This window comes from Arthrobacter sp. H5 (assembly GCF_000520595.1).
Classification (GTDB): domain Bacteria; phylum Actinomycetota; class Actinomycetes; order Actinomycetales; family Micrococcaceae; genus Arthrobacter_D.
The window spans coordinates 63,094-84,055 of sequence record NZ_KI914989.1 but is presented as its reverse complement, the minus strand read 5'-3'; the positions used below and the strand labels follow the sequence as shown (position 1 = coordinate 84,055).

At 62.1% G+C, this 20,962-nt stretch carries 21 protein-coding genes and 2 pseudogenes; 7 read left to right on the top strand and 16 right to left on the bottom strand.

Annotated elements, in window-relative coordinates:
- The 5 genes from Y708_RS23785 to Y708_RS23780 all read right to left on the bottom strand — a co-directional run.
- Positions 1–577, bottom strand: a 577-nt coding sequence (locus tag Y708_RS23785; RefSeq protein ID WP_035775704.1) for a glycoside hydrolase family 1 protein, incomplete at its 3' end; no start/stop codon positions are given.
- Positions 574–1,503, bottom strand: a complete 930-nt coding sequence (locus tag Y708_RS0108060; protein ID WP_028279529.1) for a carbohydrate ABC transporter permease — start codon at positions 1,501–1,503, stop codon at positions 574–576. The genes Y708_RS23785 and Y708_RS0108060, both read right to left, overlap by 4 nt.
- The gene (locus Y708_RS0108055) at positions 1,500–2,480 is read right to left on the bottom strand and encodes a carbohydrate ABC transporter permease (RefSeq protein ID WP_028279528.1); all 981 of its coding nucleotides are present in this window, start codon (positions 2,478–2,480) and stop codon (positions 1,500–1,502) included. Before Y708_RS0108055 ends, Y708_RS0108060 begins: the two co-directional genes overlap by 4 nt.
- 2 nt (positions 2,481–2,482) lie before the next feature.
- Entirely contained in the window at positions 2,483–3,769 is a 1,287-nt protein-coding gene (locus Y708_RS0108050; RefSeq protein ID WP_028279527.1) for an ABC transporter substrate-binding protein, read from the bottom strand.
- A 231-nt stretch (positions 3,770–4,000) separates the two neighbouring features.
- Positions 4,001–5,635 (bottom strand): gamma-glutamyltransferase family protein, encoded by a 1,635-nt coding sequence (locus Y708_RS23780; protein ID WP_216699757.1) that lies wholly within the window; start codon positions 5,633–5,635, stop codon positions 4,001–4,003.
- A gap of 379 nt (positions 5,636–6,014) precedes the next feature.
- On the opposite strand from Y708_RS23780, the gene paaI reads away from it, so the two are divergent.
- Genes paaI through Y708_RS0108025 form a run of 4 tightly spaced genes read left to right on the top strand, consistent with a single transcriptional unit; the run spans position 6,015 to position 9,335 of the window.
- Positions 6,015–6,470, top strand: coding sequence for a hydroxyphenylacetyl-CoA thioesterase PaaI (paaI, locus tag Y708_RS0108040; protein WP_028279526.1), 456 nt, complete (start codon positions 6,015–6,017; stop codon positions 6,468–6,470).
- Entirely contained in the window at positions 6,467–7,810 is a 1,344-nt protein-coding gene (gene paaK, locus Y708_RS0108035; protein WP_028279525.1) for a phenylacetate--CoA ligase PaaK, read from the top strand. Before paaI ends, paaK begins: the two co-directional genes overlap by 4 nt.
- A 23-nt stretch (positions 7,811–7,833) precedes the next feature.
- Positions 7,834–8,445 (top strand): TetR/AcrR family transcriptional regulator, encoded by a 612-nt coding sequence (locus tag Y708_RS0108030; RefSeq protein WP_028279524.1) that lies wholly within the window; start codon positions 7,834–7,836, stop codon positions 8,443–8,445.
- 56 nt (positions 8,446–8,501) lie between these two features.
- Entirely contained in the window at positions 8,502–9,335 is an 834-nt protein-coding gene (locus Y708_RS0108025; RefSeq protein WP_028279523.1) for a DUF427 domain-containing protein, read from the top strand.
- Positions 9,336–9,354: 19 nt separating this feature from the next.
- Here the strand turns inward: Y708_RS0108025 and Y708_RS0108020 are convergent, their stop codons facing one another.
- On the bottom strand, positions 9,355–9,558 hold the full coding sequence (locus tag Y708_RS0108020; protein ID WP_028279522.1) for a dodecin family protein: 204 nt from the start codon (positions 9,556–9,558) through the stop codon (positions 9,355–9,357).
- 282 nt (positions 9,559–9,840) lie between these two features.
- On the opposite strand from Y708_RS0108020, the gene Y708_RS0108015 reads away from it, so the two are divergent.
- Positions 9,841–10,467, top strand: coding sequence for a type IV toxin-antitoxin system AbiEi family antitoxin domain-containing protein (locus Y708_RS0108015; RefSeq protein WP_028279521.1), 627 nt, complete (start codon positions 9,841–9,843; stop codon positions 10,465–10,467).
- A gap of 255 nt (positions 10,468–10,722) precedes the next feature.
- Here Y708_RS0108015 and paaZ read toward each other — a convergent pair whose 3' ends face one another.
- Complete coding sequence (paaZ, locus tag Y708_RS0108010; protein ID WP_028279520.1) at positions 10,723–12,807, bottom strand: phenylacetic acid degradation bifunctional protein PaaZ; 2,085 nt, start codon at positions 12,805–12,807, stop codon at positions 10,723–10,725.
- A gap of 182 nt (positions 12,808–12,989) precedes the next feature.
- Here paaZ and Y708_RS0108005 point away from each other — a divergent pair, with 182 nt between their 5' ends.
- The gene (locus Y708_RS0108005) at positions 12,990–13,340 is read left to right on the top strand and encodes a PaaI family thioesterase (protein WP_081746623.1); all 351 of its coding nucleotides are present in this window, start codon (positions 12,990–12,992) and stop codon (positions 13,338–13,340) included.
- Here Y708_RS0108005 and Y708_RS23775 read toward each other — a convergent pair.
- The 4 genes and pseudogenes from Y708_RS23775 to Y708_RS23770 form a co-directional block, all read right to left on the bottom strand.
- Positions 13,337–13,931 (bottom strand): annotated as a pseudogene (locus Y708_RS23775) (GNAT family protein). The gene Y708_RS0108005 and the pseudogene Y708_RS23775 sit on opposite strands and share 4 nt — an antisense overlap.
- A gap of 43 nt (positions 13,932–13,974) precedes the next feature.
- Positions 13,975–14,709 carry a tyrosine-protein phosphatase gene (locus Y708_RS0107995; protein ID WP_081746591.1) on the bottom strand — a complete coding sequence of 245 codons (735 nt, stop codon included), beginning with the start codon at positions 14,707–14,709 and terminating at the stop codon, positions 13,975–13,977.
- Positions 14,710–14,734: 25 nt separating this feature from the next.
- Positions 14,735–15,157 (bottom strand): class I SAM-dependent methyltransferase, encoded by a 423-nt coding sequence (locus Y708_RS30955; protein ID WP_253905743.1) that lies wholly within the window; start codon positions 15,155–15,157, stop codon positions 14,735–14,737.
- Positions 15,108–15,803: a methyltransferase domain-containing protein gene (locus Y708_RS23770; protein ID WP_253905742.1), complete on the bottom strand. Its 696-nt coding sequence runs from the start codon at positions 15,801–15,803 to the stop codon at positions 15,108–15,110. Before Y708_RS23770 ends, Y708_RS30955 begins: the two co-directional genes overlap by 50 nt.
- A 141-nt stretch (positions 15,804–15,944) precedes the next feature.
- Here Y708_RS23770 and Y708_RS0107985 point away from each other — a divergent pair, with 141 nt between their 5' ends.
- Positions 15,945–16,802, top strand: coding sequence for an SGNH/GDSL hydrolase family protein (locus tag Y708_RS0107985; protein WP_081746589.1), 858 nt, complete (start codon positions 15,945–15,947; stop codon positions 16,800–16,802).
- A 23-nt stretch (positions 16,803–16,825) separates the two neighbouring features.
- On the opposite strand, the gene Y708_RS0107980 is transcribed toward Y708_RS0107985, so the two are convergent.
- The 5 genes and pseudogenes from Y708_RS0107980 to Y708_RS23765 all read right to left on the bottom strand — a co-directional run.
- Positions 16,826–17,593, bottom strand: a complete 768-nt coding sequence (locus tag Y708_RS0107980) for an endonuclease/exonuclease/phosphatase family protein (protein WP_253905741.1) — start codon at positions 17,591–17,593, stop codon at positions 16,826–16,828.
- A gap of 143 nt (positions 17,594–17,736) precedes the next feature.
- Positions 17,737–18,588 (bottom strand): 3-hydroxyacyl-CoA dehydrogenase family protein, encoded by an 852-nt coding sequence (locus Y708_RS0107975; protein ID WP_028279515.1) that lies wholly within the window; start codon positions 18,586–18,588, stop codon positions 17,737–17,739.
- On the bottom strand, positions 18,585–19,319 hold the full coding sequence (locus Y708_RS0107970; protein WP_028279514.1) for an enoyl-CoA hydratase/isomerase family protein: 735 nt from the start codon (positions 19,317–19,319) through the stop codon (positions 18,585–18,587). The genes Y708_RS0107975 and Y708_RS0107970 overlap by 4 nt, the downstream gene beginning before the upstream one ends.
- Entirely contained in the window at positions 19,319–20,515 is a 1,197-nt protein-coding gene (locus Y708_RS0107965; RefSeq protein ID WP_028279513.1) for a thiolase family protein, read from the bottom strand. The genes Y708_RS0107970 and Y708_RS0107965 overlap by 1 nt, the downstream gene beginning before the upstream one ends.
- Before the next feature lie 190 nt (positions 20,516–20,705).
- Positions 20,706–20,962: pseudogene (locus tag Y708_RS23765) on the bottom strand (ABC transporter ATP-binding protein); the annotation flags it as partial.

Sequence of the window (20,962 nt, the reverse complement as noted above, 5' to 3'; positions counted from 1 at the left end):
CGGCGAGTGCCGCCCGCGGCTCCTGCCGTCCCGGCGCGTGGACGCCGGCAGCGTAGCCGAGGAAGGCCGCGCACCACGGCTCGTTGAGCGTGGTCCAGATCCGGACCCGATCACCGAGTGCCTCATGCATGACGGCGGCATACTCGGCAAAGCGGTAGGCGGTTTCGCGGTTGGCCCAGCCGCCGGTGTCCTCCAACGCCTGCGGAAGGTCCCAGTGATAGAGCGTCAGCCACGGAGTGATCCCAGCGGCCAGCAACTCATCCACCAGCTGCGAGTAGAACCGGATGCCTTCCGCGTTGGGGGTGACGCCGTCGGGCATGCACCGAGACCACGAGGTTGAGAAACGGTAGGACTGTAGGCCCAGGTCCCGCATCAGTGCCACATCCTGCGCCGACCGGTTGTAGTGGTCGCAGGCCACATCGCCATTGTGGCCGTCCGCAACGGCTCCGGGGATCCTGGCGAAGACATCCCAGATGGAGTCCTTCCGTCCGTCAGCGTGTGCTCCGCCTTCGATCTGGTATGCCGCTGTTGCTGCACCCCAAAGAAATCCGTCGGGGAAGGCTGTGCGTGAGGTCATCCTTTAACTGCTCCTTGCATAATTCCGGAAACGAGCTGACGTCCGGCAACGATGAAAACCACCAGCAGTGGGATCGTGGAGAGAACAGCGCCCGCCAGCACCACCGAGTAGTCGACAAAATGGGCTGCCTGCAGCAGTTGAAGCGCCACGGGCAGAGTGGGATTACTGGGGTCCAGCACAATAAACGGCCAGAAAAAGTTGGTCCAGGTGGCCACGAAGGTGAACAACGCAAGCATCGCGGCGGCGGGCCGCGCGGCCGGGAGCCCCACGTGCCAAAACGCCCTGATCATGGACGCGCCGTCCACCCGGACAGCTTCAATCAGTTCATCAGGCAACGCATCCTTGAGGTACTGGGTCATCCAGAACACCCCGAATGCGGTGACCAGCCCGGGGATGATGACGGCCCACAGCGAACCCGTCCAGCCCAGCTTGGCCATCACAATGAACAGCGGCACCACACCGAGCTGCGTGGGCACGGCCATGGTGGCGATCACAAAGACCAGCAGCCAGCGGCTCCCTTTGAACCGCAGCTTCGCAAACGCAAATCCTGCCAGCGTGGAAAACAGTACGACGGCGAACGCTGTCACCGTGGACACGATCAGGCTGTTGGCAAGTGCCTTCCAGAACGGAATGCTGTCAAGGACCTGGGCCGCATTGGCGAGGAAGTTGCCGCCCGGCAGCAGCGGCACTCCCCTGCTGAGAACGGTGCTGTCATGGCTGCCCACCAGGAAGGACCACCAGAGGGGAAACAGTGACCCAAGAAGTACTGCGCCCAGGAAGCCGTAGGTGAGAAAGCCTGGCCGGCGCATGGTGCCGCCGGGAGCCCGCCGTCGTCGTTGTGGTGGTTTTCCGCTGCCCGCCTTCTTTGCCGCGGCACGCGCCGCAGCCTTCCCTGCGGTCTGCTGGATCATGGGGATGGAGCTCATTTTCGTCCTCCCTGGTTGGCGATACGGCGGGTGATGAAGAAGTTGAGCAACGCTATGAGCACAATCAGCAGGAACAACAGCCACGCGACTGCTGATGCGCGGCCAAAGTTGCGCTGGCCCCAGCCCAACTCCCAGATGTACATGGTGAGCGTCTGCCACTGACGGTCGGCGCCGCCCAGCCCGTATTGGTCAAACACACGGGCCTCGTCGAAAATCTGAAGCCCGCCAATCGTGGACGTGATCACCACAAAGATGACCGTGGGCCGCAGCATCGGGACGGTGACGGAAAAGAACTGCCGCAACCGGCCCGCACCGTCGATCGTCGCTGCCTCATAAACGTCGCGGGGAATCGCCTGCATCGCGGCCAGGAAAATCAGCGCGTTGTAGCCGACCCAACGGAAGTTCACCATGGTCGCGATGGCTACGTGACTGACGGTTGAATCGGAGTGCCACCGCACCGGGTCCAGGCCAAGGGCTGTCAAGCCTTCGTTGATCAGACCAAACTGGTCCGCGAAGAGGTTGTTGAAGATCAACCCGACAGCTACCGGCGCCACCACAAACGGCACCAGCACCCCCATCCGCCAGAACGTCTTTGCCCTCAGGTTCGCGTCCAGCACCGCCGCAATGGTGATGGCCAGAATAATCTGGGGCACCGAGGAGAGGACGAAAATGCTGAACGTGTTGCCCAGCGCGTTCCAGAAGAACGGCTGGGACAGCACAAAGGCGTAGTTCTCCAGTCCGCTGAAGTCACCCTGCCCACCAATCAGGTTCCAATTGTGAAGTGAAACCCAGGCCGTGTATCCCAACGGGAACAGGCCGGTGACTGCGAAGAGCAGGAAGAACGGCGAAATGTAGAGGTAGGGCGAGAACTTGACGTCCCAGCGGGAAACCTTGTGCGACAAAGCAATGCGCTTCACGCTCTTGGAGTCCGGCGGATTCTCGGGGGCCCTTTGCCGGACCCGGTCGGTGACAGCCATGGTTAGAGAGCGTTGACGGCGGTGATGAACTTCTCCCAGGAGGAGGCAGGGTCATCGGTCTGGTCCACGTCCACACGGGTCAGGGCCTGCTGCATCGCATCATTGATAGCGAAGTACTTGGGACCCTTGAATGGGGTGAGTTCCACAGCCTGCGCGCGTTCCGCCAGGATCTCGCCGGTGGGGGCGTCGTTGAAGAAGGCGTTGGTTGCTCCGAGCAGGTCCTCGGTCTCGAGCGCATCTGTCTGACTTGGGAAGGTGCCCTTGGAGTTGAACGCCTTGATCTGCTGCTCCGGGGCGGTCAGCCAGTCGGCAAGCTTCTTGGCCTCGGCCGGGTTTTCACCCTGCACCGGAACGGTCAGGTATGAGCCTCCCCAGTTCCCGCCGCCACCGGGGAATACGTTGGCGATATCCCAGCCTTCAACCCCGGCGGCGTTGCCCTCAATCACGCCGAGCATCCAGCCCGGGCAGAGCATCGTCGCGAAGGCGTCGGTCTGGAAGCCCGCGGTCCAGTCTTCACTCCACTGGCCCAGGTGAGCGGACAGGTCATCTTCAACCGAGACTTCAAGGACAGTGTTGTAGATGTCCTTGACCTCCTGGTTTTCGATGGCAGTGACGGTTCCGTCCTCTGTTTCATAGGCGTTGGCAACCTGGTTGATCATGCCCTGGTAGGTGGCACCCGCGGAGTCAAACCAGGCAACGTCACTGGCGGCCACAAAATCGCGGCCCGCATCGAAGTAGCTGTCCCAGGTATCCCCCAGCATCGCCGCCACCTCATCCCGATCGGTGGGCAGGCCCGCATCCTCGAAGAGGTCCGCACGGTAGCAGACAGCCTCAGGCCCGGAATCAGTGCCGTAGCCGATCAGCGCGCCGTCGGTGGTAGTGGCTGCCTCGGTTTTCCAATCGAGCCAGCGGCCCTCCACCGAAGGGTCAGACAGGTCGGTGAACTGATCCGGGAACTCAAGAAGCTCGGGCAGCCAGTCGACTTCGATGGCTTCGATGTCGGACAGTCCGGACCCGGCAGCCAGACGCGTGGTCAGGTTGTCTCGGGCTTCGTTGGATGTGGCTGCCTTCTTGTGTTCGATGGTGACGTTGTCATTGAGTTCCTGGTACTCGGTGAACAATTCCTCGTACCCGAACTCGTTGAACGTGGCGACAGTAAGCGTTACGTCCTCCTCGCCGGTGGGTCCGTCAGCATTACCGCCGTCGGCGCCCGATCCGCAGGCGGTAAGAGCGAGGGCCAGGCAGGCTGCGCCCGCCGAAAGCACAGTGAACTTTGCTCGAGTTTGCACAGGTGACTCCTTTGTCAGAGTTGATCGAATAACAGAGTGGAAGTTGCTTGGACTGGCGTGGGAGCGCTCTCACGCACATCCTCATCATGGATGTGACGTGTGGCACTGTCAAGTGGGAGCGCTTCCACTGAGGTGAGTCGGAGACGTTACACCTAGTCAGGAGGGCGTGATGCATCCAACGTCACTAAATTGTTATGTAGGAGGAGGTGCCGGGAGCCGCGGACAAGGCTCCTACCCGACGGGGATCACTTCGCCGCTGGCCGTCTCATTGCGGGGTTCAGCGCCAATCTGTGCAGTGGTCCCATCCTCGCCGAGCTGGAGGATGTTCGCCGTCCCAAAGATGCCAATGCCCACCGCGATGTTGTCCCCGCGGCCACGCAGGTTATCCACTGCGGCAAGCGAGTAGCTCGTCTCCACGTGCAGGATATTATCTGCCGCGTACGGAAAATTGGAGGCCGGAAAAGCTGTACTGACGAAGCGGGGTTGTGCAACGGACTCCTGCGGTGTCATGCCAAATTCCACGATGTTCATGAACTGCTGCACCTGCGCCTGCGGCTGCGTGTCGATGCCGGTGTTGCCGCCAAGCAGGTAGGGCTTACCGCCGCGCAGCGCCATGTAGGGGTTGGACGTATGCCGGACTGTTGCGCCCGGTGCGACGACGTTGACGTTGTCCGGATCCAGCGACATGAAGTTCATCCGCTCATTGATGTGGATGCCGGTATCCCCCACCACCAGGAACTGTCCGCCAAGGCTCGTGGTCACCGCAGCCGCATTGCCCAGGCGGTCGGTGATGTGAAAGGTCGTCGTGTCCGTTGACTGACGGTCCAGCCCCGCCTCGATCGGCCATTCCGCCGCGCTGCCCATGTCAATGCGCTCACGCTGGGTTGCCGCATACTCATCGGACAGCAGTTCGTCCACCGGCACTTCCGCCCGGTCCGGGCCACCCACATACTCAAACCGGTCCACATAGGCCAGCTTCACCGCCTCAATCTGACGGTGAACAACGTCGGGGTCATCCGGTGCGAGCCCGGAGTAATCCTGGTCCTTGAGGATGTTGAGTGCCTGGAGCATAGCGATGCCCTGGCTGTTGGGTGGGTTCTGATAGACGGTGGTCTCGTCGTCGTACTCGATCGAAATGGGCTCAACGATCTCGGCCTCATAGTCGCTGAAATCCTCCTGGGTGAAATATCCACCAAACTGATCCGAGAACGCCACCATGGACTCGGCGATGGGGCCGCGGTAAAAGTAGTCCCGCGCCGCTTGAACGCCGGACGCGTGGTCTCCCTCGCCGTCGTACGCTTGCACCAACTCGTCGAACGTGTCGGCCATCTCTGGTAGATATGCTGTCCCGCCCGTGCTTATGAGGGCGCCATCGCGCAGGTAGAGCCCGCTCATGACAGGGCTGTTCCTGATGTTCGCTTCCTGTTGGGTCAGCCAGAAAGTCATCTCCGCGCTCACCGGATAGCCGTCACGGGCAACGGCGATGGCCGGCGCCAGAACTTCGCCGAGACCAAGCTCGCCGTATTCGCTGAGCCACACCATCCAGCCGTCCCACGCACCGGGCAGGATGGCCTGATGCATCCCGTAATCGCCGGCCCGCGGGGCGTAATCGGCCAACGTCGCGTTGGCACCCACCGGACCAATCCCGTTCATGCTCGTGACCGCCCCGCCGTCGACGTCGTAGTACAGCGCCCAGGTATCGCCGCCCAGAACGCTCGAGTAGTAGGGCTCCACAACACTCAGGACAGCGGCAACTGCCACGGAGGCGTCCGCGGCAGTGCCGCCGGCCTGAAGTATTTCGATTCCGGCGTCGGTCGCCAGACCATTTGAGGAGACGACGGCCTCGACCTGCGGCGGGAGCGGCACCACGGTTGGCTCAGCTAATGTGGGCGACGGCGCAGCGGTGGACGGCCCCGCTGACGCCGTTTCGGCTGGAGCAGACGCGGGAGTAGGTGGACCTCCCGCAGGTGGCGATGTTGGCGTACAAGCGGCTATGGCTGCCGCAACAGGCAGGGCACAGGCAGCTTTCGCGAGAGCAGGCATCGGTGTGCGCAAAAAGGACATCCCCTCTTCCGTTCCATCAAACGAAGGACGGTTCTTGGGCTGATCTGTGCCGTTCAGCGTAGCATCCCGGTTGAAGCGTCAACGGTCCCCTTTCCTACGCAACAATGCCGCCGCCGCTTGACAGTGGATACTCCTCAGGTATTACCTAATGAACATTCGGTAAATAATTCGAGAGGCATCCATGGTGGACATCGACGTCCAACTTCCCCACCCGATTCTTGAGCAGGACCATGCTTCGCGCTGGCTCGGCATCGAAATCATCAAGGTTGACGACGGTCACGCCACCATCACCATGCGGGTCCGGCAGGAAATGCTCAATGGTTTCGGAATAGCGCACGGAGGCATGATCTTTGCCTTCGCCGACTCCGCGTTTGCGCTGGCGTGCAATCCCGCAGGCGAGACGGACACCATCACCGTTGCCGCCGGCGTCGACATCAATTTCCTTACCTCTGCCCTTTCCGGCGAGCTGCTGACTGCAGTGGCAAATAGACGCGCGGCTGCGGGCCGCAGCGGCCTCTACGATATTTCAGTCACGGCAGAGAACGACGACGGCGCCACTCGTCTGATCGCAGAGTTCAGAGGACGCTCGCGCACAGTTCCGGCGCCGAGCCGCAGCAATCCAAAGGAGGACGCATGACCAGCACCGCCCTGAAGGCGACTGCGGCCCACCCATCAACTCTCGATCCGGAGGAAACGTTCAGCCGCGAGCGGATCGAGGAACTGCAGCTCGAACGCCTTCGTCACACCGTGGCGTACGCCTATGAAAACGTAGACCTCTACCGGCGGAAGTTCGACGGGGCGGGTGTGCACCCCACGGACCTGCGCGAACTGGGCGACCTTGCGAAGTTTCCTTACACAACCAAGGAGGATCTTCGGCAGACCTACCCGTTTGGAATGTTTGCGGTGCCGCAGAACCAGGTGGCGAGGATCCACGCGTCCTCCGGAACCACCGGCCGTCCCACAGTGGTGGGCTACACCGCCGGTGACATTGACCGCTGGGCCACCCTGGTTGCCCGGTCGCTGAGGGCATCCGGTGTGAAAGCCGGCGATAAGGTCCATAACGCATACGGCTACGGGCTCTTCACCGGCGGGCTTGGCGCCCACTACGGTGCCGACAAGCTTGGTTGCACCGTTATTCCTATCTCAGGCGGGCAGACCGAGCGCCAGGTTCAACTCATCCAGGATTTTGAACCGGATGCCATTCTCAGCACTCCCACCTACCTGCTGACCATCCTCGATGCGATGGTTGCCGCGGGAATCGATCCGCGGAGCACCTCGCTGAAAACGGCCGTGCTTGGCGCCGAGCCCTGGACACAGGAAATGCGGCAGGAACTTGAGCAACGGATGGGCTTCGACGCCTGCGACATCTACGGACTCTCCGAGGTGATGGGACCCGGCGTTGCCGGTGAATGCGTCGAGACCAAGGACGGCTCCCACATCTGGGAGGACCACTTCCGTCCCGAGATCATTGATCCGTTCACGGACCGCGTGATGGACGACTGCGAGCACGGCGAGCTGGTCTTCACTTCCCTGACCAAAGAGGCGCTGCCCATCATCCGTTACCGCACGCATGACCTCACGCGGCTGCTGCCTGGCACCGCCAGGCCGGGCATGCGACGGATGGACCGCATTACGGGCCGCAGCGATGACATGATCATCCTCCGCGGAGTGAACCTCTTTCCTACGCAGATAGAGGAAATCGCACTGCGCATTCCTGCGCTCAGCCCGCACTTCCAATTGGAGCTCACCCGCCCGGAAGGGCAGCGCATGGACCGGCTCACCGTGAAGATTGAACCTCGCGAGGGTGTCTCCGCCCATGACGCTGAACAGGCGGCCAGCCGGCTCAGCGAGCAGATCAAGATTCACATCGGATCAAGCTGCGCGGTGACAGTTGTGGAGAGCGGATCCCTTGCTCGTTCGAGCGGCAAGCTGAGGCGGATCTACGACCTGCGGCCCAAGCCGCCGCAGACTGACTGAACGTTCATGCGAAAATGACCCTTATGCCCACTTCGCCAGCCCAGGCCACCGCCGGACGACGCGGCCGCCCCGGCTATGACCAGCAGACTGTTCTCACCATTGCCGTTGACGTGTTCAACCGCCACGGCTATGAGGCCACGTCCATGGGTGTGCTGGCCGAGAACCTGGGTATCAGCAAGTCGGCCATCTATCATCATGTGCCGTCCAAAGGGGACCTCCTCCGGCTGGCCCTTGATCATGCGTTGGGTGGGCTCGAAGCGGTTCTGACTCAGGCAGAGGCCACCTCCGGGCCCGCCGATGCCCGGCTTGAATTCGTCCTGCGCGGAACCATCGCCGTGCTGACTGACCGGCTTCCGTTCGTCACCCTGCTGCTTCGCCTACGCGGCAACACGGAGGTTGAACGCGAAGCCCTTGAGCGCCGTCGTACGTTTGACCACCAGGTGGCCGCGCTGGTGGACGCGGCACGGGCTGAAGGATCACTGCGGGGCGACATTGATCCCCGCACCACCACGCGGTTGCTTTTCGGCACCATCAACTCGCTGGTTGAGTGGTACAAACCGGGCGGTACCCTGACCGCTGACAAACTGGCCGACGACGTCATCACCATGGTCTTCAACGGGCTGCACCGCCCGTAATCCGTGGCCTCAATCTGCATCTTGACGCCCAACCCCCATGGGCGGACCCTAGTCATATGGCTACCCAGATATCCAGCACAATATTCGGTCTGATGGACCAACTGCGGTACGAACCCACGGGCAAACGCATCCGCGCGTATCTGAATGACACCCCGATAGTGGATACCCACCGGGCCCTGCTGGTGTGGGAGCCCAAGCGGGTCACACCGATATTCGCAGTGCCGGAGGAGGACGTCCGGGCGGAATTGACCGCTGCCGATGCCGATCAAACGGTCAGCCCGGAGTACCCCATCGCCATCATGCTGGACGCTCCGCCTGCCCTCGATCCGCGGACTAAGTTCAGCCGGCATACGACGCCGGGCAACCCACTGACCATCACCACGGCTGACGGTGCATCCCTTCCGGCTGCCGCATTCCGCACCGATGACACTGAGCTTGCCGGCCACGTTCTGCTCGACTTTGATGCCTTCAGCTGGCGGGAGGACGACGAATCGATCTTCGGACATCCACGCGATCCGTTCCACCGCATCGATGTCCGCCATACCTCCGCGGCCATCACGGTGGCAGTGAACGGAACCACCCTGGCAGATACCACTCGCGCCGAACTGCTGTACGAAACCTTCCTGCCGCCGCGCATCTACATTCCCGCTGACGACGTCCATCTCGATGTGCTGGAATCAAGCCAAACCAGGTCGGTGTGCCCGTACAAGGGCATAGCGAGCTACTTTTCGTACCCGGCATCCCCGCAGGGTACTGATATCGTCTGGCAATACGATTCCAGTTTCCTGGACGCCGCCCAGATCCACGGACTGCTGTGCTTCTTCAATGAACGGGTGGACCTCACCGTGGACGGAGTGACCCAGGAGAAACCAGTCACCCCTTGGTCGTAGGCCGCTCTGCCCGGGTGCCTCAGTCTTCGAGCACAAACGTTACTTCCAGGACAACCTGCCACGCGGTGATTGCCCCACCAGATACCTCGACCTTTTGCTCCTTGACCCACGCGCCGGACACGCCGCGCAGTGTCCTGTTGGCACGCTCGATGCCCTCGGAAACGGCATCCTCAAATGACGTGGTTGATCTGACGGTGAGAGTTGTAACGCGCGCAACTGACATGGTTCCTCCTCGTTGAGAAATGGATTCCCTGAGCCTATTCCTCGGGAACAGCTCCCACAAGGGAACCTCTCATTCCATCGGGAGCATCAGTGGGAGGCTCCCATCCACAGTCCGGGTTCAATGGGAGTGATCAACTATTCCCACTCGCAGCCCCGCTTGAGCAGGAGCATCCCGCCCAGAGGAGCCCCTCAATCCTAGGCAACTGCCCGGAAGTACGGGCAACTTATCCACATAGCGCCTCCGTTAGCCGACGGGGAATTGAATCTGCGCAAACATTGCACCATGGACATGGTGAAGGCACTCGCAGCACAGGGTGGGGTTGCACGGAGACGCGATCTGGCGCAGCTCGGCATCAGCACGCATCAGTTGACCCACGCGCTCGCGGCCAATCTGATCGGCAAGCCAGCACGTGGCGTCTATTCTCTGCCGGATGCTGATCGCAACCTGCTGGCAGCAAAATGTGCTGGCTCCGACTTGGCGTGCATCAGCGCAGCCAAGCGCTTGGACCTCTGGATCCTCAAGGACCCGGTATACATCCATGTCAGTGTTGATCATGGGCGGCCTCTTCCCGATGAATTTCGAGTACACAGGTCTGCTATTCCCCTCACGCCCTTGGACATCTGTGTGCAGTGTCTGCGGTGTCTGCCGGAGTTGGACGCTTTGTGCATTGTGGAGTCGGCGGTGGTGAAGAAGCTGGTCACGCTCGGGCAACTGCGGAGCCGTTTGCACAGTGCCAAAGACGGGAGGATACGGCGCGTTGTGGACCTCGTGGATCCGCACTCCCAATCCATCATGGAAACGGTTGCCAGATACCACCTGCGCGCGGCTGAACTGAGCGTTCAAACCCAGGTGTACGTCAGCGGCGTTGGCCGGGCTGGATCTTTTTGTGGAAGGGATCCTAGGTATTGAGGCAGACGGCAGGGAGTTCCACAGCGGGCCGAAAGATTTTGGGGAAGATAGGCGGCGCGGGAACCTGCTCATGATTAACGGTATTCCAGTGCTTCGGGCTACTTATCCGCTCATTGTGGAGCGGCCAAAGCAGTTCATCGGCCTGGTCCGGCATGGTCTCGCGACACATTCTCCCACTGAACTCACTGGCTGAATGGGAATGGTTAATTATTCCCGGTGACGGACCGGGTTCACTGGGAGCTTCCCAGAAATCACCTACTTCTCGACCAGCGTCAGCACATCGTAGGTGGCAACAATCTCGTCGTCCTGGTTGGTGAGCACTGCGTCCCAGGCAACCTCGCCGTACTCCTCGTCCTCACGCGGAGTGATGCGCTTGGCGGTCAGGGTCACCCGGATCGAATCCCCCGCAGCCACAGGCGTGATAAACCGCAGGTTTTCCAGCCCGTAGTTCGCCAGGACGGGTCCCGGTGCAGGCTCGACAAACAGGCCCGCCCCCCAGGACAGCAGCAGGTAGCCGTGCGCCACAATGCCGGGGAAGAAGGGGTTGGCGGCCGCCGCCTCCTGGTTGGTGTGGGCGTAGAACGTATCCCCCGTCGAACGCGCAAAGGCCGTGATGTCCTCAAGGGTGACCTGCCGCAGGTCGGAGCGGACGGCGTCGCCAATCCGCAGCGCGGCCAGATCCTTGCGGAACGGATGCACCTCATCGAAGTGCCTGTCCGCACCGGTATGCCAGACGCCGGTCACGGCCGTCAGCATGTTGGGTGAACCCTGCAGGGCGGTGCGCTGCATGTGGTGCAGCACCGAGCGGATCCCGCCGAGTTCCTCACCGCCGCCGGCTCTGCCCGGCCCTCCATGGACCAGATGTGGCACCGGCGAACCGTGCCCTGTGGAGGACCGTGCGTCCTCGCGGTTGAGCATCAGCACCCGGCCGTGATGAGCCGCGATCCCTGTCACCAGTTCACGCGCGATCGACGGGTCGTTGGTGCACACCGTGGCCACCAGGGAGCCAGCTCCCAGGGCGGCAAGCCGCACGGCGTGCGCGACGTCGTCGTACCCGATCACTGAAGCAACCGGACCAAACGCCTCCACCGTATGCAGCTCAACCGCTTCCGCGTTCTCCCAGGTGAGAAGGACCGGGGACATAAAAGCGCCATCAGCCGCCACGTCGACTGATCCATCCGCGTGCGTGACCCGCGGCGAATCCAACGTCCCGTAGGCCAACTCCCCGCCCGCGGCAATCATGGTTTCGATTGCGGAGCGGACATCGCGCAGCTGTTCCAGCGAGGCAAGCGCACCCATGGTGACGCCTTCAGCCCGTGGGTCTCCGAGCGTGACGCGCTGTTCAATCCGGTCGCGGGCGGCAGCAACGACGTCGTTCACCAGTGCCTTGGGCACAATGGTCCGCCGGATGCCCGTACACTTCTGACCGGCTTTTACGGTTATTTCGGTCACGAGGGATTTGATGAACGCATCAAACTCCGGGGTGCCGGGAACAGCGTCCGGGCCCAGAATCGCGGCGTTCAGGGAGTCGGTTTCCGAGGTGAACCGAACACCCCCGTGCACCACATTCCCGTGGGACTTCAGCTTGTTCGCGGTGGACGCAGAGCCTGTGAAGGACACCAGGTCCCGGTAATCCAAATGGTCAAGAAGGTCGCGGGCTGACCCGGAAATGAGCTGCAGCGAGCCGGCGGGCAGAATGTTGGACTCGACGATGCACTTGACGACGGCGGCGGTCAGGTATCCGGTGGGTGTGGCCGGCTTGACGATTGTCGGCACCCCGGCCAGAAAAGCGGGAGCAAGTTTCTCCAGCATCCCCCAGACCGGGAAATTGAAGGCATTGATCTGCACGGCAGTGCCGGGAATGCGCGTATAAATGTGCTCCCCGACAAAGGACCCGTCCTTGGACAGCACCTCCGCCGGTCCATCCACCACCACCTGCGAGTTGGGCAGCTCGCGCCGGCCCTTCGATCCGAAGGTAAAGAGCACGCCGATTCCGCCGTCAATATCCACCAGGGAGTCGATCTTTGTTGCACCGGTGCGGGCGGACAGCTCGTACAGATGATCGCGCTGCCCGTTCAGGAACTGCGCCAGCGCCTTGAGCATGAGGGCACGCTGGTGGAAGGTGAATCGGCCCAGTTCGTCCTGGCCTGTGGTGCGGGCGTACTGTACGACGTCGCCAACGTCCAGCCCATCTGTGCTCACCACAGCAAGTACCTCGCCGGTGCTGGCGTCACGCACTTCCGCGCTGTTTTCCGGGGTCAGGCTCTGCTTCCCGGGCGTCCACCAGTTGTCCTGGATAAAGCTGGGAACCGTGTCCACGCTGAGGGCGCTGGCAGTCATCGTTGACCTTTCACCTGTACTGGATTCGAAATACGGCTTGCAACGGCACCCAAAAATGCACCGCGGGATATTACTGAACGGACGTTCGGTAATATATCTAGCGTACATGAACCGTCTCACGCAAGGAGTCCCTCGTGCCCCACGAACCCTGGCAGATCCAGCTCGGCGAACTCGACGAGAAAATGGGTGTGAAGATCCTTGAGCAGTCAGTTGAATGTGTGATCGCAACGATGCCGGTTGAGGGAAACCGCCAGTCGTTTGGGCTGTTGCATGGCGGTGCGTCCCTTGCCGTGGGAGAAGCCGTTGGCTCGTGGGCCGCCGTGATCCATGCCAGTACCTTGGGCAAGACGGCCGTCGGAGTCGACGTGTCCGCGACCCACCACAAGTCCGCGCGGACCGGCGTCATCACCATCACCGCCACACCCATTCACCTGGGCGGCACGCTGACCACCCATGAGGTGGTCATTACCAACGACGACGGCGCCCGCCTCTGCAGCATGCGCATCACCAATCTTCTGCTGGAGAAGCGCTAGCGGCTCCTGTTGAGCCGGTACAGAAGGTGAGACTTCGCCATCGGCCACTCTGACGCGATGATCGAGAACACCACGGTGTCCCGCACGGTTCCGTCCGGCATACGCATATCCGCGCGGAGGACGCCGTCCTGCTTTGCGCCCAGCTTGGTAATTGCCTCCCGTGACTGGTGGTTCATCCAGTGGGTGCGGAATTCGACAGCGGTACAGCCAATCGTTTTGAACGCGTGGGTCAACAGGAGCAATTTACTTTCGGCGTTGGTCCCCGTCCGCTGAGTGGAGACCCTGTTCCATGTGTAGCCGATTTCCACTTTGGGCGTAGCAGCGTTGATGTTGCAGTAGGTGGTCATGCCGAGCACTTCGCCGGTGTCCGTGCGGCGGGCGGTGAACGGCAGCATGCTTCCCTGCTCCTGCAGAGCCAGCCGGTTCCTGATTTTCTGCGGCCATGCCCTGGGGACGGGGGATGCGGGTGTACCAGAGGTTCCACAGCTCGCCGTCGCTGGCCGCGGCCACCAGCCCGTCGTGGTGGTCGAGGGACAGGGGCTCCAGGGTGACGATGGTGCCGGCGAGAGTAAACGGTTGCAATCCGTTCATGAATCCATCACATCACGCGTTCAACAGGTTGCCGTGATCGAGCTCATGATGTGAGCCTCGCACGAACCGCCGCTACCTCCCTGACCGACATTCCGGCATCCAGCAAGTATCTCTCACCATCAAAATCGGCGAGCAGTCTCAACAGGTGCCCCCGCGCATCCTCAACCCAGTCGCGCAGCTCGTCATCCGATTTCGGTTTCTCCCGGGGCTTAGCCTGCAGCCGATGGTGATCATTGATCCCATGGACCCCCAGCGCGTAGTCAGCCGCGATCTCGTCATCCGGAACGCCGGCCAGCGAGAGCAGGATGGTGGTTACCAGTCCCGTGCGGTCGCGCCCTGCAGCACAATGAACGACGACGGCGCCGGCGGGTGCCGCTCCAATCCCACGGAACACGGCGGCAATCTTCTCCGGCCAGCGAAGAAGGTTTTCCCGGTAGTACTCGGGCGAATTAAGGTAGCCCGCGGGTGACATGAGTGCAGCATCGGACTGATCCTCCGTGGGGCGGTTGAGCACCGTGAAACGGTCCAGAACTGACCTGTTCAACACCGGATCGCCCTCCCTGCGGCCCCGCTCCGCGGGGTTCCGCAGGTCGACTACTGTGCGCACGCCGTCGTCGTAAGCATGTTGCCACCCAGCCTCGGTGAGCCATTCATGACGCCCCATCCGATATAGCCTGCCGCGGGCAATCCCTGATATTCCACCCAGATCTCGGGCGTTCACCGCACCATCCCAGTGAACCCGCCGGTCCATCGATGTCATGTTCGCTGTGCTGGCCATGATCCAGCCTAACAAGGCGCCTTTTTCAGTTGATGAGCTCGTAGAAACGGAAGAACGCGAAGTCCTCGATAGGAAGAACGGTCACATCGGCGAATCCGGCCTCCCGCGCATACCGGCGCAATGTTTCCGGGCGCATGACCGTACCGGTCGCGGAGCTGTTTGGGTGCGCCATCCCGTCCGGTAAGCAGATCAAGAGACTGAATCCGTACATCAGCCGTTCAGTTTCGTCACCGGGTGGCTCAAATCGCTCTGCCACCGCCTCGTCCATGATGATCACTGAGCCGCTGGGCTTCAGTGCGCGCCGGGCGGACGCGAGTACCTCCACAGGGTAAGGAAGATCATGGATGCATTCGAAAGCGAACACTACGTCGAAGCTGCGCTCCGGCAGTCCGGCGGCATCAATTTCGTGGAAGCTGACCCCCCTCCCGGGCGTCCGAAGCGTCAGCATTGGCGCGTGCAAGCGCGAGCGACGCCGAATCCACGTCGAAACCCTCCACCGAAGCACTCGGGAAGGCACGGGAAAGTGCAATACTGGACCAGCCCGCGCCGCAGCCGATGTCCGCGATTCGGATCCCCGGTGCGCGCAACCGTTCCCATAGTGCAGGAGCGGCAGTCAGGGCATCAGCGAGTCTGTTCTCGAACCATGGCCGGTTCATGTCCGCCTGGGACTCACGTGCGTCCGCACCATATTCAGCCCAACCAACTCCGGCGCCAGTGCGGTACGCCTTCACCAGGGACGGAAGTTGCACGGCGGCGCCGGCCAGCATGCGGGCCAGTGGGGCGAGGTAGCTCAGGCTGTCCGTATCCGTCAGCACTTCGGCAGCACCGGCAGAAATGCTGAACCTGCGTTCCTCCGATTGTCCGGCGTCCACGTTCAGGAGCCCGGTAACGGCCTGCTGCTCAAGCCACTCCCGCGCATAGCGCTCAGATGTGCCGGTGCGCGTGGCCAGCTCAGCGGGCGTGGCAGGCCCTTTGGACAAGCTACGGTACCAGCCCAGTCTGTCGCCCAGGTAAACCGACAGAATGTCGATCGTGCCCAGTGAAGCGTCCAAGAGTCGCTGCGCAATCGCTTCAGCGGACTCGGCTCCGCTCATGGCAGCCTCCTCGAAGCCTTGGTCACCGTCTAAGACTCAATATGGACCCGACCATGCCCACCCGGCAACCCTTCCGGTGCCCAAGGTTTTTCCAAGCTTTGCCCATATCCTGCGCAGTCCGGCAGGGAGTACTTTGGTGCAATGAAAACTACGCAGAGACGCGCATTCGGGCGCGCTATAACTCTTACCCTTATGACCGTCGGGCTGGTTGCAGGATTAGTGGCCGGTCCTGCCGCAGCCTCCCCCAAAGAGCCGCTCAATTACGTATCGCTGGGCGATTCCTACGCAGCCGGTTTTGGCGCCGGTAGTTACCTGAACGCGTGCGGGCAGTCCCCCTTGGGACTACCGACCCTCCTCGATGCTGAGCGGAAGATTCAACTAACATTCAATGCAACCTGTTCCGGCGCTGAGGCCGCCGTTGATCCCGACAACATGGTGCCCGACCTTCCTGACCAGCTCGCCGGCCTCATTGGCGCGGGGCTCATCGGTAGCGAGACTGACCTCATAACGTTGTCCGCAGGTGGCAATGACCTGGACTTTGGAACCGTCCTTTCGGTTTGCGCCAGCCAGTCACTGAATACGTGCGAACAACTCATCAAGGCCACGGAAGCTCAGGCCCGCACATCGCTCTCCACCAGCTTGAACGTGCTGTACCAGGGCGTGCGTTCCGGGGCGCCGAATTCACAGGTGATTGTGACCGGGTATCCGCACCTCTTCTCACCGAAGTTCGGCTCCGAGTTCCCGTTGTCAGTGAAGGCGCAAAAACTCTTTAACAAAGGAACCGACACACTCAACAAGGTCATCAAGAAAGCCGCGAAAGATAACGGATTCGAGTATGTGAGTGTGGTGAAGGAGTTCGACGGTCACGGCATCGGTTCGCCAAATCCGTGGATCAAGTTTACCGGGACATTCGCGATCGACGACTTCCATCCCAATGCTAGCGGCTACCGGTATGGCTACTTCGAAGAGGTTTTTGACGAAGTAGAGTTCCGCCGCTGAGCCGGAGGAATCCTGACGGCCCGCTACAGCGTGATGAGTGCCTGAACAGGTGCGTGATCGGACGGCCAGTCGCCGTTGTAGCGGGTGACGTTAATACCGGTTTCCAGCACGTTCACCTCTGCGTTAGCCAGAATCCAGTCGATGCGCTTGGTACCGCGGCGGGGTTCGCGGTAGTGCGGGAAGGTGCCCCACAGGTCCGAAATCCTCCGCTCGGCGGTGATCCATGCGTCGGTGAGTAATCCTCCCTCGGTCAGGGTGCGGTACGGCTGGGACTCAACGCCCGTGTTGAAGTCGCCAACCACCACAACCGGACCATCGGTTTCAAGCACGATCTCCCGGATTGCCACCATTGAACGCTGGCGGGACTTGCGTGACCTGTGATCCAAGTGCGCATTGAGCACGGTGAACTCCTTCCCCGTGGCACGGTCCTGGAACCTGGCAACCACAACTATCCGCGGCACAAAGTTGCCCCAACCGGTCGAGCCTGCCTTGCCGGGTGTATTGGACAGAGCCTGCTGTTCCCAGTCGATCAGCTCAAGCCGTTCCTCGTTATACACCACAGGACAGAGCTCCCCGCCACCATCCGCGTTGCGGCCATCACCGATACTTTGATAATTTGCGCCCAGTCCCCCGAGCACCGCTGGCAGTTGATCGGGGAGGGCTTCCTGCACGCCCAGCAAAGTTGGCTGCTCGGCCGCCAACAGCTTCCGCACCAGCGGCTCCCGCCGCGACCAGTGGTCGTGGCTCCAACGATTCACGTTCATCACGCGCCGTCTGATATTGAAGCTCATGATGTGAAGCTGAGGGGCTGCTACCGGCCCGATAAGCGGCGCCTCCACAAGCGCCATGTCCTTCATACCTTCAACCCTAGCCCTCCTTGCCGCAATCGGCCTGGAAGCCGTGCCCCGGGCGCCGGCTAAGCCTGCCGGGCAAGCTATTCGGTCCAGTCGAAGAAGCCCTTCCCGGACTTACGGCCCAGTTCACCACGTTCCACCTTGTCCCGCAGGATCTGCGGCGGCGCAAACCGCTCCCCCAGAGTCGACTCCAGGTATTCCGCAATGCCCAACCGGACGTCCAGTCCAACAATGTCCGTGGTGCGCAGCGGCCCCTGCGCATGTTTGTAGCCGAGCACCATTGCGGCATCAATGTCTTCAGCGGAGGCAACACCCTCTTCGACCATGCGCATGGCTTCCAGCGCAATTGCCACGCCCAGGCGGGAACTTGCGAAGCCGGGGGCATCATTGACGACGACGGGGGTCTTGCCCAACGCCCCAACCCACGCCCGTGCGGACTCAGCTAGTTCAGCGGAAGTCTGCCGGGCCAGGACCACCTCAATCAGGGTGGACGCGGGAACGGGGTTGAAGAAATGAAGTCCGCAAAACCTTTCCGGCCGCATGAGCTGGTCCGCGAGATCGCTGACGGAGAGCGAGGAGGTGTTCGTCGCCAGCCATGCCTCGGCCTCCAAATGTTCCTCGACCGCGGTGAGCGCCGCCGATTTCAGCTGAAAATCCTCCGGCACCGCCTCAACCACCAACCCGCAGTCAGCAAAGGACGCGTAATCCGTGGATAAGGAAACCCGCGCTGTGAGCGCAGCCAGGTCCTCCTCCGTGCTGCTCCGCTGCACGCTCTTGTCCAGCGCTGCGGTGACGCGTCCGCGCGCGGCCTCAGCGGCGTCGTCGTCCCGTTCGACGATGACGACGGCGGCACCGGCCACACAGAAGGCGTGCGCAATTCCTGCGCCCATGCGGCCTCCCCCCAGCACGCCTACCCGGTGTGGGATGCTCATTTTTTCTTCCGATCAAGAAATGCCTGCATACGGTCAAATTTCGCGCCGGATTCGAAGAGGATTCCCTGCGCCAGCTGATCGATCACAGGATGCGCCTCCGCTGGTGCGTGGAAGACGCTCTTGGTGATTCTTGTTGCCAGAGGGTCCTGTTTGGCGATCCGATCCCCAAGCGCGTGTGCCGCGTTCAGGAGAGTCTCGGCGGGATGGATTTCGGTGATCAGCCGGGCAGCCAAAGCCTCTTCGGCGCCCAGGATACGTCCGGCCAGAAGGATTTCCTTGGCCAGCGGTTCGCCCACCAGCTCCCGCAACCGCCAGGTGGCTCCGGCTGCTGCCAGGATTCCGAGGCCGGTTTCCGGATTACCAATCCTGAGCGACGGAGTGCCGATGCGGAAGTCTGCGGCATACGCCAGTTCGGCGCCGCCACCCAGCGCATAACCGTCCAACGCGGCGATCACCGGCATTGGCAGCCGGGCAATCCGCGCGAACAAGGTTGAGTTGATGCCAGCGAGCGCATCGTCCCGTCGGCGTTCCCGGAGCTGGGCAATGTCGGCGCCGGAGGCAAAGACGCCGCCCGCACCGGACAGGATCAGGATCCTCGGCTCTTTCTCCAGTAAGTGGCACACGTCGTGGAGCTCGTCGATCGTCTGCTGATCGATTGCGTTGCGCACCGCGGGACGGTTTAGCTGCACCGAGAGGCGGTCGCCGCCGTCGTCAATCAACAGCGCTTCCATTACACCCGCTCCAGCAGCATGGCCGTGCCTTGTCCCACGCCGACGCACATGGTCGCCAGACCAATACGGGCATCCTCCCTTTCAAGGCGGCCCATCAGGGTGATTGCAAGCCGCGATCCGGACGAGCCGAGTGGATGCCCCAGCGCGATGGCCCCGCCTTCGCGGTTGACCAACTCCTCATCGAGCCCGAGCCTGCGAATGCACGCCAGCGCCTGCGTGGCGAAGGCCTCGTTGAGCTCCACCGCGCCGAGGTCCGCGATGGTCAGCCCTGCGCGGGCGAGCACCTTCCGTGTGGCGGGCACTGGCCCAATACCCATGACCTCCGGCGCCACACCGGCCGATGCGCCATCGACAATGCGGGCGCGTGCCTTGAGCCCGAACTGCCGGACTGCTTTTTCAGAGGCGACGACGACGGCGGACGCCCCATCATTGAGCGAACTGGAGTTTCCAGCGGTGACAATACCGCCTGGTTTCACTACCGGCCGCAGCCCTGCCAGCGCTTCTATTGTCGTCTCCGGGCGGGGGCCCTCATCAGTGTCGACTGTCACTTCGCGCTTACCGTGCCGCGTCGCGACCGCCACGATTTCGTCGGTGAAGTGTCCGGCCGTGATGGCGGCCAGGGCACGCTCGTGGGAACGGAGTGCAAACGCGTCTGCGTCGTCGCGGGTGATGCCATCCACCCGGGCCACTTCCTCGGCCGTTTCGGGCATCGAGTAGGTCACCTTGTCCCTGGTGTTGAACGCCGGATTGGTGAAGCGCCAGCCAATGGAGGTGTCAAAGACATCCCCCGGTTTGGCAAAGGCCTTGGCCGGTTTCTCCATCACCCACGGCGCGCGGCTCATGGATTCGACGCCCCCGGCAATGACGATGTCCGCGGCGCCCGCCTTGATCATGTGCGAGGCCATGATGATCGCCGAAAGCCCCGAAGCGCAGAGCCGGTTGACGGTGATGCCGGGCACGCTGTCCGGGAGTCCGGCGAGAAGCGACGCCATTCGGGCGACGTTGCGGTTCTCCTCACCGGCGCCGTTGGCGTTGCCGAAAATCACTTCGTCGATCTGTTCCGGATCGATGCCCGCCCGGGCAACTGCTTCGCGGATGGTCAGCGCGGCAAGGTCGTCCGGCCTGACCCCAGATAGGGCGCCACCGTAGCGTCCCACAGGCGTGCGCGCCCCGCCAACAAGAAAAGCCTCGGCCATGTGTTCCTCCGTGATCATCAGCGATTCGTCGTGAAGGCGGCGTAATTACCGACCGTTCGTTCGATAAAGAATCGCATGAGCGGCGGTAGCGGTCAACATCGCGGTCGACCAAACGCGCTCTGGCGAGTGCGCGGAGACCCGGCGGGCCGCAGCACCGGATCGCCACCCCGAGACCGATCACCCGTCAGGATCAGGCGACGTGTTGGCGTCCAACAACCTTTCCGGCCTCCAACTGCAGCTCCACCCCGTGCGGAAGACCCGCAAACCAGCGGCGCAGTTCACGGTCATGGCTCACCACCACCAACGTTCCCTTGTATGAAGCGAGTGCTTCCTCCAACTCCCCCACCAGCACCGGCGCCAGATGATTGGTTGGCTCATCGAACAGGAGGATGTCATAGTGCCCAACCAAGAGACGGGCCAACGCGAGCCGCCTGTATTGGCCCGCGG